Raw genomic sequence first — 15,740 nt, 5'->3', positions numbered from 1 at the left:
GAGTAGCTATAGCTACACAGACACACACCCGCTGTCAAAATTTGCGGCGCGGCCCGGATCAGTCCGGGGTGTTCACTCTCGCAAAGATGGTCTTGCCGGCCTTGAAGCGGATGTGATGTTTTTGGGGGACCTTTACCGGCTCGCCGGTGCGGGGGTTGCGCCCTTTATATGCGTCTTGCTGTTTGACGCGGAAGCTCCCGAAGCCGCGCAGTTCGATGCGCTGCCCGTCCGCCAGGCCTTGCGCGATTGTGTCGCATATTGCATCGACCACTTTGCGCGCCTGTTTCTGGGTCAAGCCGTATTCCTCGCCGAGTGCGGCGCAGAGTTCCGATCCCGTCATGCTGTCCTGTCCTTCTTCCGGTTTGGTTCCATTGAACCGGAACGCGGCGCCAATGCAAGACCGGGTGGCGTTCGGGGTGGGTGGGGTCCGGGGGTCGCTGTTGACCCATGGTCCCGGTTTCTTGTGCGACGGGGTGGTGCGCGGCGTGGCATCGCGATTCCCCTGCCGGTTGGAAAAGACGCATGGAAGTGCTGCGCGAATGCGGCTATATGTGAGAGAAAGGATGGCTGAATGGCACATGCACTGCAAATAGACACGCTGGCGTTTTCGAAGAAGCTTCGCGAAGCGGGGGCGGATGAGAAACTGGCTGAGGCGATCGTTGAGGGCCTCACGGCGGCCGATACATCCGAACTCGCCACAAAAGGCGATCTGGCTGAGGCGGAAGCAGCCATGAAGGCCGATATTGCAGAGGTCAGGAGCGACCTGAAAGCTGATGTCGCGGCGCTGCAGGCCGATATTGCAGAGGTCAGGAGCGATCTGAAGTGGATGAAAGGGATCGGGGGTGCCATCCTTGCAGTCCTGATCCTGCCCTGGCTTGCTGATCTTGCCGGGGTGGTCATCCATTGATCCACGCCGGATAAGTCCTGACCGCGCCGTCCCGGGGGGCGGCGTTTTGCTTTGATGCGGGTCGGCCCGCGCGGCTGAGGTGATATCGGCCTCGCCTCTTCGGGGCGGGGTCGCTCTTCGGATGTGGGGTCGCTCTTCGGATGCGGGGTCGCAAAAAAGAGCCAGGCCCGATGAGAGCCTGGCTGAGGTCCTTGCTGGTTGGGGGATCCAGGCCAGCGAAGGGGAGTTCAGGTTGGGTGTTACCGCGAAACGCTATCGCCGCCAAGAGCGGAATTTCGGGGTGCGCGGGCGGGGCATCGGAGCAACGGGTCGTGGTGGCTCAGGTTGTTTGAATCCCGCGCTGCGGGATCGGGCCCCGAGGGTCCCGGGTTCCATCACGGGGTTGGACCGGGGCGGGACATGTCGCGCACAACTTGCGGGTGATTTCTGTTTGTGATGGTTTTGCGGCGGTTTTTTGACGGGGCGTGTCCTGCCGGTGCGGTCTGGCGGTGTCTTTTGTGGTCCGGTCGGCAGATTGCCGGGGCGCAGGGCGACCCGGCGCGCGCCGCGTCTCGCGTGCCGGTATGCGCGGCGGTCCCGTACGCTCATTCCCGGTCGGGTCCTGTGCAGTGTCGATTATGTTCTTCGAGCAGGGTTGCGATGTTGATCTGTTTGAGCTTTGCGGTCTGGATGAGATCGAGGAGGGCTTTGAGTTCCTGAGTTTCCATGGAGGTCAGCCAGTGCAGGTCGTTTTGTGAGATGCGGGCGATGATGCGCTTCATCATGGGAAGGTGTCCGACACCGACCTTGCGCTTGTACTTGGAGGGGGCGTCGGGTGCGGGTCTGGCTTTTGGCAAGGGGAGGGTCCTTTCAAGGTATTGCGGCAGTGAGGCCGCCTGTTGTTTCTGTCAGGCGCCCGGAGTCAGTGATCCAGTCCAGATTCCACGGTCGTGAGATGGTGCCCGGGATCGTAGTCCAGAAGCATTGTTCTGCCAATTCTTAAAAACCTCTGAAACCAATAAACAGGACAAGTCTTGCCAACCTCACGAATCCGCGCCGTAAGCGCTGATCCATGAGCCGATCTGCCCCGCGATTTTGACCGGGATTCGGCGCCGATTTTTGCCACCCGAACGCTTCGCCCGGTTTTTTCGCGATTTTTTGCCGAGATTCTGACCACTCTGAAGCGGCGATCCGAGGTCCCGATCTGCCCCGAAATCACCCCCTGAGATGGATAGCGCAGCCGCATCCAGTCGCCCGGCTGGTGGTGAAAGGCGCGCAGATCAAACCCCTGAAAGACCCATAAAACATTGAGGCATAGCGCAGCTTCCCAACCCCGTCGCACCGCGCGCGTCCCGACCCGCCGGGCTATGATTGAGATGGGGCGCTTCATGAGGTGTATCCGAAAGGATTGCGGCGAGATGAGCGACAGCGAATTGAGCGAAATCTGTCAGGCACGATTATACATTAAATTGGTTTGTCCAATTTAATGTTTCCTGTATCCTGTCGCCACGCCCCCGAACCCGACCCGCAGCACCCGCCCGAATTCACCTGCCCGAATTCACCTGCCCAGCCCGCCTCGACCGACAGATTCAACCAGCCCAGACCCGCGCCATGCCCAGCCCGCATTTCAATGTGTCCATCCTCTCGCGCTCCAGCGGCGGCAGCGCGGTTGCGTCGGCCAGTTACCGGCATGCAACGCAGATGATGGATCGCGATCAGGAGAGGCGGGATTATTCCGACAAGCGCGATGAGCTGGTCCATTCGGAAGTTGCCGTGCCGGAGGCGGCGGCGGATTGGGTGGGGCAGGCTTATGGGCAGGTCGGATTTGATGCGGCGCTGCAAGAGGTGCGGGCCGAGGCCGCTGCAGAGGGCCGTCAGCTCTCAGATTTTGAGGCGGAGCGTGCGGCCTGGGCGCGGGTTTCCGAACGGCTCTGGACCAGCGTTGAGGATCATGAGGCGCGGTTCAACAAACGTTGGAAACAGGCGCAACTGGCGCGCGCGGTCACGGTTGCTCTTCCGAATGTTTTGGACCGTGTGGCGCAGATCGAGCTGATGAGGGGGTTCGTGGAGGCGCAGTTCACGTCGAGAGGTATGGTTGCGGACTGGGTGATCCACGACAAGGGCGATGGCAATCCGCACGCGCATGTGATGGTCACGTTACGCACGCTCGAAGAGGCGGGCTGGGGGTTGAAGAACCGGTCCTGGAACGCGACGTCGGCGCTTCGGTCACAGCGCAAGACCTGGGCGGATCATGCCAACCTGATGCTGGAGCGGGAGGGGTTTGCGGAGCGGATCGATCACCGCTCGCTGAGGGCGCAGGGGCTTGATCTGGAGCCGGAAGGGTACAGCGTCCATGTTTCGGACCGGGCGGGTCGGGCGGGTGAGGCGGCGCGCGAACAGCTGCGCTGCGCGGAGCTGCGTCGGCGGAACCGGGCCTATCTGCGGGCGCATCCGGATCATATCCTTGCGGTTGTGCAGGCAAGCCGTGCGGTGTTCGGGGAAAGCCATATCCGGGCGGCGTTTGCAAAGCGGCTGGGGCTTGATCTGGCAGAGGTCGGGGGCGAGCTGGACCGGTTGGTGCAGGCGGCGATGGCCGCGCCTGACCTGGTGGATGTGATCGGGCAGGAGGGCGCGCGGGGTGAGACGGGTGAACGGCTTTACATCACGGCCGCAAAGGCGCGGATGGCGCAGCGGCTGGCGCGGGATGCGGCGGCGCTGGCGGGCAGCAGACTGGAGCTGGTGCCGGCGCAGGGCCCGACGCTGGGCGATGTGGCTCAGAGACAGTTAGATATTTTGGCAGATATTTTGGAGAAGGAGAAAGGCGATGGTGTCAGTGTCCGACATGATGGCGCTGGCGAAGGACCTGGGGCGGTTGCCCGCGTTGAGCCATCGGGCGCCGCTGGAGATGGGGCGTCAGATGAGAAGCACGTTGCCGACATCGGCAACGGCGTTGGTGAAGAGTATGAGCCCGAAGGCGCGTCGAGATTTGCTCAAACTGGTGCGGGAAGGCGAGGCGGAACATCAACACAGGAGCGCGGCAAAGCGGCGCGCGGCGCGGGGCTGAGTGCGCATCCGGTTGCGGATGCGATTGAACATGGTAGTGGCCCCATTGTGATTGACCTTGAGAGATGGAAGGAGGCGGGTCATGACGACAGGCGCGGAGATGCGGCGGCTGCTGGCGGAGATGCGGGCGCGGGCAGAGGAGATGGAGGAGGACCCGGCGGACCTGCCCCGGATGACGGCAGCCCCGGCGGTGTTGCGCCTGCGGCGGCGGCGGGTGGAGCGTTTGGAAAAGGACCCTCAGCGGCCGCTGTTCGGGAGGCGCTAGAGCAGCGCAGCGAGGATCTGTTCCGTGAGGTCTTCGGCGAGCCTGTGCGACCGGGGGCTGCGGAATGGCGGGCGCGGGAGAACGCAGGCCTTGCGATGCGCATGCGGGGCCCAAAGCGCGGGCTCTGGCGGGATTATAGCGCAGGTGAGGGGGGTGATCTGCTCGATCTTGTGGCGCGTGCATTTTGCGGGCTGGGATCGGCGCGAGAAGATTTCCCGCGGGTGCTGGAAGAAGCGGCGCGGTATTGCGGGCTGGCGACAGACCGGCCTGTCGACATGACGGCGCTGGCCGTCCGGTCCGCGCAGCGCGCGCGGGATGCGCGGATTGCCGAACAGAAGGACGCGGCGCGGCGCGCGGCGCTGGTGAAGGCGCTTGCCGGTCGTGCGGTGCCGGTGGAGGGCACAGCGGCGGGGGCCTATCTGGCGTCGCGTGGGATCACGGCGTTGCCAGGCGATGCTGTCGCGTATGTGCCGCCGGTTCCGGGGGTGGGCGTGCTGAGCCCGGAGCATGCGGCGCTGGTGGTCTGGGCGAAGAATGACGCAGGTGAGATCACGGGCGGTCAGCGTATCCTGGTCACTCCGGATGGCTCGAAGGTTGAGACGGATGCGGGAACGCCCACCGCGGTTGTGGGAACGCCCACCGCGATTGTGGGAACGCCCACTGCGGTTGTCCGCAAGCCGTCTTTCGGGGCGATTGGCGGATCGGTTGCGCGGTTTGCGGCACGGGAGGGTCTGGAAGACGGCCCGCTGGTGATTGCGGAAGGGCCGGAGAGTGCGCTGAGCATCTGGCAATCGACCGGGTTTGAGACCTGGGCGGTGTTTGGGGTATCGGGGTTCAAATCCGCGCCGGCGCCGCTTGATCGGGAGGTGATCCTGGCGCCGGACCGGGATGCGCCGGACAGTCCGGCGGGTCGGGCGTTCCGCAAGGCGGTGGCGCATCACCTGGCGCGGATTGAAGGGGCCGGCCAGGGCGGCCGCCTGAGCATTGCGGTGGCCCCGGAGCCTGTTGGCTCAAAGCAAGATCTCAATGACACATTGATGCGGGAAGATGGTGGCGCGGATGCGGTGCGTGCGGCGATTGCGGGGGCGCGTGCGGTCAAGGCCTGTCTTTCACCGGGTCTCAATGCGGGGCAGCGGGCTGCGGCGGAGGCCATGCTGGATGCCGCGCGTCTGACGCTGGTGACGGGCCATGCGGGTGTGGGCAAGACCTTCACGATCCGGGAGGCGGCGCGGGCCTGGCAGGACCGGGGGGTTCCGGTGCTGGCGGGGGCGCCATCGGGCAAGGCCACGCAGGAGCTTGCGGGGATCGACGGGGTTGAGGCGGCGACGCTCTCGGCCTGGGAGGCCCGCTGGGCGCGCGGCGATCTGCCGGCCGGTGCGGGCGGGGTGAGCGATGGTGGCGCGGGTTTTGTGTTTTTCATGGACGAGGCGGGGATGGTGGGCCTGGGCCAGTGGGCGCGGCTGCAACGCCGGATTGCGGCGCTGGGGGGCAAGCTGATCGCGGTGGGCGATCCGGAGCAGCTGCAGCCGGTGAATGATCTGTCGGGCTGGGCGGTGGCGGAAGGGCAGGTGCGCGCGTCCGGGGCAACGGTACCGGTGATGGACCTGGTGATCCGGCAGCGGCGCAAGGGCGACCGGGCGGCGACGGGTCACCTGGCGGGTGGCGATGCGGCGGGCATTCGGGCCGGGCTTTTGCATTACGTGCAGACCGGGGCGCTCCGGCTGGAGGCAAATGTTCTGGCTGATCCGGTGTCTGCCATCGCGGCGGCGTATTTCGAGGCGGAGGTGGAGACGGAGACCGGGACTGGGACCGAGATGGAGGCGGGCGAGGCCGGGCTGGACATTGCGCCGCATGAACGGGGCCAGGAGGGGCAGGGCGCGGTCCTTGATCGCGGGGTGCGGTCTGGACCTGTGCCGGGCCGGGCGCTGGCGCATTATCAGGCCGGTCCGGGGCGGATTGCGCTGGGATATACGAACCGGGATGTTGCGGCCCTGAATGCGGCGATCCGGGGTGAGGCGCAAAGCCGGGGCCTGATCGACCAGAGCGCGGAACAGACGTTCGGGATCGAGCGGATCGATCAAACGGTGAAGGAGGGTGCGCCTGGCTCCATCCGCCATCGCGTGACAATTGATCTGGCCCCGGGGGACCGCATTCTGCTGACGCGGGCGCATCGCGACCTGGACCTGCCGCGCGCGGGCTTCGGGACGGTGCTGTCGGTCTCACAGACCGGGCTCAAGGTTCTGATGGATGGGCGGCAAGAGGCGGTGGAGATCGACGCAGGCGCGTTTCCTCATTTTGATTACGGCTATGCGGCGACGGTTCACAAGAGCCAGGGCATGACGGAGGACCGGGTTCTGGTGCTGCCGCACCGGTTGATGGATCGCCATGCGATGAACGTGGCGCTGAGCCGGCACCGGGAGAGCGTACGCGTCTTTGGCCGCAAGGGGCATTGCGATAGCGTGCAAGCGTTCTGCCGTCTCGGGCTGCAGCGCGGGGCGGTCTACAGCGCGCCGGCGACCGGCGACCGGCTCAGTTCCATGGTGGCGATGCCCGAAGATGCGGCCATCCTGATGCGCAAGGACTGGAGGGGGCCTGGGCGTGATGTGTCGCGGCATCGCTCCTTTACCAGCGACCGGCATCTGATGGATGTGCTCACCCGTGTGTCCGGGCTCTTGTCGGCGGATCATGCGGATACCGATCCGCTGCGCGCGCAAGAGGTGGAGGACGGGGAGGGCTATATTGCCCGGCCGCAGCGTGTGATCGATGACCTGATCGGGCAGCAGGGTGTGGTGAACGCCGATGAGGTCGCGGGCGTCTTTGCGCGGCTTGTGTCGGATCCCGAGACCTTCCAGCGGCTGTTTCGGGAGGCGATGAGCCATCCGGACCTGGTGGCGCTGCCGGGCGCAGGGGGCGCGGAGCCATGGGTCTATACGACGGAAGGTCTTCTGAAAGCGGAGCTGGCGGCGGTGGACCGGGGGCTGCGGCTGGCGCTGCGGGGGCTGGATCGCGCGGTGTCACAGGGCTCCGGGTCGCAGGGCTCAGAATTACGGGGCTCAGAATTACGGGGCTCAGAATTACAGGGTTCCGGGGACGGGGATCCTGGCCGGCTGCCGGTCAGGATGCCGGAAGACGTGCCCGCTCTGACAGCGGATCAACACGGGGCGGTGATCTCCACGCTGGCGCCGGGTGATCTCAAGATCATCCGGGGCGGAACAGGCGCGGGCAAAACCCGGGTGGCGGCGGCGGTGGCGCGGGCGCATGAGGCGCGCGGCGCTGTTGTGACGGTGATCAGCCCGACGAGGGCCGGGCTGCGGGCGCTGGCGGCGGAAGGCGTGCCTGCGCGCAGCCTGGCGGCGTTCTTCGCGGAGCCGGTTACAGCGCCTGTGCCGGGTGCCCCGGAGCGGGTTGTTATTCTGGATGATGCCCACGGGCTGGGTGCTGGCCTGAACGCGGGTGGCGGGCGTGCGGATGTGGTGCTGGCGCGGATCGAGATGATGGGGGCAAAGCTGGTGGCGCTGGTCAATCCGGACCGACGACCCGCCGAGGCTGGAGCGGTCTTCACCACCCTCGCCAACCGTATGACGGCTTCAGACCGAATGTCGGCCTCAAACCGAATGTCGGCCTCACCCCACATGGATGTTGCCGATCTCACCGGCCTGCACGGGGTTGACAGCCCTGGCTTGCAGGTGCTGGGGCAGGGGCTGAGGCCGACATTCGGTTGCAGCGGGGCGCGGGAGGGTTGCAGCCAGGCGCTGCAGCGGGCTCAGAAGGACGGGATCATCCAGGCGAGGGGTGACAGGGAGCGTGCCATCGCGGCGCTGGCGCGGGCCTATGTGGCCGATCGCAGCCCGGACAAGCTGGCGCTGGCCTGGTCCCGCGCGGAGCGCCAGGCGCTCACGGACGCCATCCGGGCACGGCTGGATCAGATCGATGGGGCGCGCGCCGCGTTCGGGGCCGCCGAACATGGGGTTTTGAAGGGGCTCAGGCCCGGGGATCGCATTCGCTTCACGTCCAGCGGTGTGTTCGGCGCTCCGGCTGAGGGCCGGGTTGAAGCGGCAACGGCGGTGGGTGTTCAGAGCGCGCGTCTGCGGCGCGGCGATCTGGCGGAGGTGCTGGGTCCGGGGGTGCAGGGAGGGCTGCGCCTGCGGGTCACGGGTGGTCCGGAGAACGCGGGTGCCGTGCGGGAAATCAGCACACGGGAGATTACAGTGGCCGCCGAGGGTCCCCTGCCGCGCTGGCAGTTTGCCTTTGCCTCCACGATCATGGCCACCGCCGGCCATCGCCATGACAGTATCCACCTGCTGGGCCGCAGCGGCATGGACCGGGCGGTTCTGAGCGCCGGGGTGCTGGCGGCGCGGCGTGCGCTGCGCGTCTTCATGCCTGTCCGGCAAGACCGGTTGGGCGATGTCATGGGCCGGATCGCGTCCCGCGTGCGCGCGCCCCGCTCCGCTCTCGATTACGGCTTTGATCCGACACAGGCCGCGCGCGCGGCGCAGGACGGGCATTCCCCGGACCTGGCGCGCCTGGCCAGGGCGTGCATCGTCGAGGCCCCGGCCCCCCTGTCTGATCCAGATGAGGCCAGTCCGGATGAGGTGCGCCTGGAGGCGACCGGTCTGGATGAGGTGGAGATCACCCGCCTGACGCAGATCCCCAAACTGTCCCTGACCGCGCGGCAGCTTCAGGCCGCCAATACGGAGTTTCTCAAGGCCCACCCGGACCAGATTCTCGCCACCCTGCAGACGGATCGGCCGGTTTTTACGGAAAGCGACGTGCTGCGGGGCTTGCGGGACCGGTTGGGCGGCGTCATGGGGGAAGGGGAGATACAGGCGCTTGGGGCGCAGGTGATGGGCTCGGAGGACCTGGTGCGTCTCGGGGCCCGTGCCCCGGACGGTGCCGTGCAATATATGACCCGCGGGCGGGCGGCTGTGATGCGGCAATGCGAGGTGGATGCGCAGCGGTTGGCCACCGGGGTGTTTGAGGCGGGGCAGATGCAGGTGCTGCGCCCGGATGCGCTGGCGGAGCTGAACCCGGGCCAGCGTGCGGCCGCAGACGCGATGCTGGGGGCGGAGCGGCTGACGCTGGTGCAGGGCCATGCGGGGGTGGGCAAGACCTTCACGCTGGGCAAGGTGGCACAGGGCTGGCAGGCGCGGGGTGTGACCGTGCTGGCCGGCGCGCCGTCGGGCAAGGCCACAGATGAGCTGGCCGCCGCTCTCAAGGGGGTGCGGACCCGCACCCTTGCGGGCTGGGAAGCGGCCTGGGCGCGCGGGGAAGTGCCCCGACAAGGCAAGTTCGTCTTCGTGATGGATGAGGCCGGCATGGTGGGCGTCGGGCAATGGGCGCGCCTGCAGCGGCAGGTTGCGGCGATGGGGGGCAAGCTGATTGCGGTGGGCGATCCGGACCAGTTCCAGCCGGTCTCGGACCTGCCGGGCTGGTCCATCGCGGAACAGGCAGTGGGTCACAGCACGGTCATGGACACGGTGCTGCGGCAAAGCGCCCTGATGGACCGGGAAGCCACCGAGGCGCTGGCGCGGGGCGGCGAAGGTGTCGGGGCGGCGCTGCGCTATTACATGGAAAAAGGCGCGCTCAAGCTGGGCCCGGAGGTCCGCGCCGATCCGGTGGGTGCCATCGCGCGGGAGTATTGGAGACGACCGGCCCGCGACAGCCGGATTGCGTTGGCGGCCACAAACCGGGATGTGGCCCGGCTCAATGATGCGATCCGGGGTGAGGCGCTGGCCCGCGGTGCACAGGAGGGCAGACAGGGGGACACACAGGGGGACACACAGGGGGACATCGATCCTGCCACGGTGCGGCACTACGGGACGATCACGCGGGTGTTTGCCGGGGTTGAGGGGCGCAAGGAACGGGTGGTGGTGCCGCTGGAATTGGGCGTGGGCGAGCGGATCATGCTGACGCAAGCCCATCGCGACCCGGACCTGCCGCGCTCCGCCCTGGGCACGGTGATTGCCACACGGGAGGCAGAGATCGATGTGCAGTTCGATGGGCGCACAGGTCCCGTCACGCTCGATCTTGATGCGTTCAGGGGTCTTGATTACGGCTATGCGGCAACGGTGCACAAGGCGCAGGGCATGGGTGCGGATCATGTGCATGTGCTGCCGCATCGGTGGATGCACCGCCATGCGATCTATGTGGCGCTGTCGCGGCATAAGGAAAGCCTGACGATTTATGGCCGCGCGGGCCATGCGGAGCGGCTGAGTGATCTCATCGCCATGGGCCAGGCGGCAGGGCATCTGGATATGGTGCCGGAAGACAGCCGGCTGGCAGAGCGCCCTGCCGGTGGGCTGGTGCCAGGTGCTGCGTCCCCTGTCGATCCATATCAGGCGCACCCGGACACCGCCCCGAACGCGGGCACCGACGGTCTCGGTCTTTCGGGGCGGGCGGACTGGCAGGCGATGGGGTCGCCCCTGACCCGCACGGGCTTTGCCGGGGATGCGGATCTGATGGCAGTCGCAGAACGTCATGTCGGATTGCTGGCCGCGCGGTACCGCAAGGGCGATCCGGTCCTGACCCCCGATCATGAGGACAGGCGGGGCTATGCCCGCTTCCCGCGCCGGGTGGTGGATGATCTGGTGGCGCGCCAGTCGGTGCTGCGGGCGGAGGATGTGGCGTCTCACCTGACGCGGTTCGTGCAGGAGCCCGAGACCTTCCTGCGGCTTTACCGGGCGGCGATGACCCATCCGGACCTGGTGATGCTCTCGCAGGGCGGGTCTGCGACAGCAGGAGCGGGAGGGAAGACACGGACCGGAGCGCGGGTCTATACCACCCGGGCCCAGCTGAAGCTGGAACTGAACACCGTCGATCTGGGCGGTCGGCTGGCCCTGTCCGCGCTGCCCAAGAGGGCACCGGAGATCCGGTTTGCGGAGCCGGGCCGCTCAGATGCTGTGCAGCGGGGTGAGGAGATGCCGTATCGGCACAAGGATGCGCTTTATTATGCCGCCGCGCCCCGGCGGCTGCGGATCATTCGCGGGCAAAGCGGCAGCGGCAAGCGGGTCGTGGCGGCACAAACCGCGCGGATGCATGCGGATGCGGGCTGGCAGGTTCTGAGCGTCTCGCCGACCGGGGCCGGGCTGGAGGCGCTGGAGCGGGAAGGGGTCAAGGCGCCCCGCAGTCTCAGGCGGTTCATGGCCGAAACAGGCGCGCAGGATGCGGGCGGGGAAAAGGTTAAAATGCCGCCCCGGGTGCAGCTTGACCCGGGCACGGTTGTGGTTCTGAGTGATGCGGGCCGTGTCGGGGCGGCGGAGATGGGCGCGCTTTTGCGCCGCATCGAGACCAGTGGCGCGAAGCTGGTGGCGTTTATGGGCGGCGAAGAAGAGATGCCAATGGAGGCGGGCGCGGTGGCTCGCGCCCTGGAGATGCGGGCGGGGTCGGCCTGGCTGGGCCGGGACCGGGCGCGCGATGCGGGAAACATGATCGTGGTGTCGGGCCTGTTGCAGGGGGGCGCCCATGCGGAGCCTGCGCTGGGGTTTCTGCAGCGCACAGGTGCGCTGCTGGCAGGGGGCACCGCGCGCCGCGCCATCGATGTTCTGGCCGACAGCTATGTGAGTGACCCCGCGCCGGACAGGATCGCGCTGACCTGGAGCCGGGCAGACGCCCAGGCCGCAACCCGGGCGATCCGGTCCCGGCTGGATCACGTTGATCCCGCGCGCGCGGCGCTCGCTGCGGATGCGCCGCTCAAACCCGGCGACCGCATCCGGTTCATGGCCGGGACGCCCTGGGTGCCGCCCGCGGCGCGCGGGGCGAGATGGGCGGCAGATCGTATCCATGCCGGGGAACGGGGTGAGGTTCTGGGTCCGGACCCTGAGACGGGTGAGTTGGCTCTGCGCCTCACGGCGCGGGACGGGGTGACGACGCGGGATATCGGTCTTTGTGAGAAGACACGCCTGCCCGATTGGGACTATGCCTTTGCGGGCACGATCCACGGGGAAGGGGCGCGGGTGCGCGACCATGTCCATCTGCTGGTCTCGCCGGGCATGAGCCGGCAGGTTCTGGCGGCGGGTGCGGCGGCGCATCTGGAAAAGCTCAGGCTGGTGGTGCCGAGCTCCGAGGCGGGCATGGAGGATATGCTCAATCGCATTCTGCAGCGGGAGGGGCGGGCCGAAAGCGTGCTGGATTACGGGTTCGATCCGGCGCTTGGCGCGCGCGAGGCGATGCGCGGGCGGAGCGTTGAAAGCGACGCGGGGGCCGCCTCCGGTTTGGAGGCAGCCATCACCCGTCTGGCGCGGCTGGCCGGGATCGACCGGGCTGCGCCTGTGGCGGCGCTGGATCCGGGGCTTGAGCGGGAGGTTCTGGCCGAGGTGATCGGGGCGGCGATCCTGCGCGCGGGCCAGGCCCCCGATGGCACGCACAGGTTGGCGCTGGAACGCTATACGCAGGCGCTGACCGCGCCGCGTGACTGGCGGCGCATCCTGCGGCAGGTGCCCGCTGATCTGCCCGCCCGCGCCGATGATCTGGCCGCCTCGAGCGCAGGCCGGGATGGCGCAGGGCGCTTGCTGCCGGCATCGCGGCTTCTGGCCCGGGGTGCGCTGGCCGCACGCTGGTTCGGGGAAGAGGATGTTGCGACACTGTTCGAAGACGGGCTGACGCTCTATGGGCAGCGCGCCGAGACAGCCCGTGTCCATGGGCGTGCAGAGGAACTCGTGCGTGAGCCGGGACAGGAGCGACCCGCGCCCGTCTATCCCGATCCATCCAACAGGCCACAGAAGCCCCAACAGCGCGCCCGGTCGGTCAGACCCCGCAGGCGGTCCCGTTCGGCGTTTAACCAGATCATGGCCGGGGTTCAGGCTTCAGACGAGCAGGTCGCGCGCATGGCGCTGGAAATCTGGGGAATATCAGACCGCCCCCGTCGCCGCGCGCGCATCAAGGCCTATGCGCAGGGGGCAGCCGCGCGGCGGGCGGAGATGAAGGTGCGCGGGATTAAACCGCAGGTGGATGCGACCGTTGATGCGGTGGCTGTGTTGGATAAGCCGGTTGCCAGGACGGCGGCGCGCTCGAAGGGGCGCAGCAAGACCGTGGATTACGCGGCACTGGCGGCGGAGCAGTTCGAGGGGTTGCGCGTCACGGCCGAGCGGATCGGGAAAAAGCTACCGATGGACCTTGAAACTCGTTTGCCGCGTTTGATGGAGCAGGTGGATGCAAAAGATGGCGCGCCGGGTCAGTCGGGCCAGCGATCCTCAGATGAGCTGATGGTGCGCATTGCTGCTTCGAAGTCTGATCTTGTTGCGGGGAACCTGTTGCTCGCCAGATTGGTTGAAGCGGTGGTGGCCGACACGACTGAAGCCGAAGGGCAAGAGGGCGTAACGAAAGATACGGTTGCGGCGGGGGCGGACTACATTGCACTGGCGGCGGAGCAGTTCGAGGGGTTGCGCGTCACGGCCGAGCGGATCGGGAAAAAGCTACCGATGGACCTTGAAACTCGTTTGCCGCGTTTGATGGAGCAGGTGGATGCAAAAGATGGCGCGCCGGGTCAGCCGGGCCAGCGATCCTCAGATGAGCTGATGGTGCGCATTGCTGCTTCGAAGTCTGATCTTGTTGCGGGGAACCTGTTGCTCGCCAGATTGGTTGAAGCGGTGGTGGCCGACACGACTGAAGCCGAAGGGCAAGAGGGCGTAAAGAAAGATACGGTTGCGGCGGAGGGCCAGAAGCAGATAGCTGAGCCCATCAAGACCTTGGATGCTGACCGATCGGCCGAGAAGGTCGCACCTGCCAAGGTTCCCGAGATGGAAGAGGGCACGCGTGTTCCGGAGCGGCTCTGGCGGCAGGTGGAAATCCCGGGCAACAGCGACCATTCCATGCGCGCGCGGCAGGAAGAGCAACAGGCGCTGGTGCTCCGCATGGCCGTTCAGATTACCCGCATCATTCCCAGAGACGATCCGATACACAAGCGTGACCTCGTTTGTGATCTCCGGGATTTGCTGGTGACTGGCGATTTGACAGGAATACACAGAGAGCAACGGGTTTCCAGTGACAAAAGCATAAGCCGTTTTCTTGCCGCAGATGACAGCTATGAGTTGCGGAAGCCGACGAAGCAGAGAGAGTTTCTCGATGAGTTGAAACGCCATGCGGTGGCGCTCTCGTCACCCTTGCCGGATCATGATGAACTGGTGCGGGAGCGGAAAGGCATATTGGACGCGCTTGTGGTCCCGGATCGGTCCGCACGGCCATCCCGCGCGTTGATCGCGCGCATGGGGGAGGTGTTCACACAATCGGAGGTCTTTGCGCTGACAGTCGCGTCGGAGGCGCTGCCCGACAGTCTGGCCAATCTGGGGGACGGCGCGCGCATCCGCATATCAGACTATCTCACAGCCGAGGTGGCGGCGCGCAAGGTAGAGCAGCACAGAAAGGAACAAGCTATGAACCAGAGAAATCAGCCAGAGACGCGCAGCACGGAGAAAATCCGCGACGACGTGTTGAACGCATTGGAGATGAGTGCTGTCGACGAGGATACGGTCAAAGACATGTTGAAAACCTTTACGCGGGCCGAGATCCGGGCGCTGAACGATCCATCGCGCGCGCTACCAGAAACGCTTTCCGACCTGACGCAGGACGAGCGCCAGCACATAGCGGCCACTTTGGCGGCATGGCGTTCACAGACAAATCAGCAGGCGAATAAAGGGGGAGGCGGTCAGCGACCGGCCCCGTTTGTGCCGGACAAGGAATATGATGGACGTGCGCTGCAACTGGCCTGCGCGATCACCGAGCGGGTGGACGCCCATGATGATGTGCACAAGCGCGATCTTGTTCTGGACATTCGCGAGCTGTTGCGGACCGCAGATCAGATGGCGGATAAACTGCCACAGGACAAGGTGGCGGAGCGCGCGCGGGCTCTGATGACGGCCCGGGTGACGCTGGATGCCAAACTGGCGCTGGCGGCAAAGTTGGATGGGGAGAAGTTCAACCAGCCCCTGTTCCTGCGCAATATCGGGCCGCGCAATCCGGATCCCGGCTATCACCACCCATTGGGGCATGCGCCTGTTCCATTAATGGAAGAGTATGACCGTGATGCGCCAAAGTGGGTTGAACGCGCTCTGGATCATAACCCGCAGCCCACACAGGCCGAGATATCGGTGGCGCGGATTGCCAGCCTGCCAAACCTGCCGGATGGACAGGCCCGGCTGGTTGCGGTGTTGCAGGATGTGTTCAGGGACGGATCGATCAGGTCGGTGGACGTGTTGATGCAGGAGCGGGAGACGCTGCTTGCCGAGATCGCCAATACAAAATCGCGACCGGAACAATCTGAACCGGTTCTGTGGCGCATGTTCAGCACGTTTACGCATAAAGAGGTCCTGGCCCTGGCCCAACCAGGCAGAAAGCTTCCGCCCATGGCGCCGGCCCTGGATGAGGCGCGTCGGCATGAAATCGCGCAGGGGATCACCACGATCCTGAGCAAATCTCCAGGCGCGCACCAACTCTATGCCTGGGGTCCGGCTGCGAAGGTGCTGGAGTTCGGATTGCATCCCGAGCGTGCGGCGCGGGCGCGCTCAAGGGGGATGGGTATGAGCATGTGAGCGG

At 66.3% G+C, this 15,740-nt stretch carries 4 protein-coding genes; 2 read left to right on the top strand and 2 right to left on the bottom strand.

From position 1 onward, the window contains the following. Positions 1 to 58: 58 nt before the first annotated feature. Positions 59 to 340, bottom strand: a complete 282-nt coding sequence (locus ACOERD_RS07900; RefSeq protein ID WP_419738647.1) for an HU family DNA-binding protein — start codon at positions 338 to 340, stop codon at positions 59 to 61. A gap of 231 nt (positions 341 to 571) precedes the next feature. On the opposite strand from ACOERD_RS07900, the gene ACOERD_RS07895 reads away from it, so the two are divergent. Then, on the top strand, positions 572 to 907 hold the full coding sequence (locus ACOERD_RS07895) for a hypothetical protein (RefSeq protein WP_419738646.1): 336 nt from the start codon (positions 572 to 574) through the stop codon (positions 905 to 907). A 584-nt stretch (positions 908 to 1,491) separates the two neighbouring features. Here ACOERD_RS07895 and ACOERD_RS07890 read toward each other — a convergent pair. After that, complete coding sequence (locus ACOERD_RS07890) at positions 1,492 to 1,671, bottom strand: hypothetical protein (RefSeq protein ID WP_419738645.1); 180 nt, start codon at positions 1,669 to 1,671, stop codon at positions 1,492 to 1,494. Between the two features lie 847 nt (positions 1,672 to 2,518). Here ACOERD_RS07890 and ACOERD_RS07885 point away from each other — a divergent pair. Then, a complete protein-coding gene (locus ACOERD_RS07885; protein WP_419738644.1) occupies positions 2,519 to 15,736 on the top strand; it encodes an AAA family ATPase in 13,218 nt (4,405 codons plus the stop codon). The last annotated feature ends 4 nt before the right edge of the window (positions 15,737 to 15,740 follow it).

Source organism: Ruegeria sp. (assembly GCF_965199275.1).
Lineage (GTDB): Bacteria > Pseudomonadota > Alphaproteobacteria > Rhodobacterales > Rhodobacteraceae > Ruegeria.
Note: the sequence above shows the minus strand (reverse complement) of the source record. Positions and strands in the feature narration are given on the sequence as shown.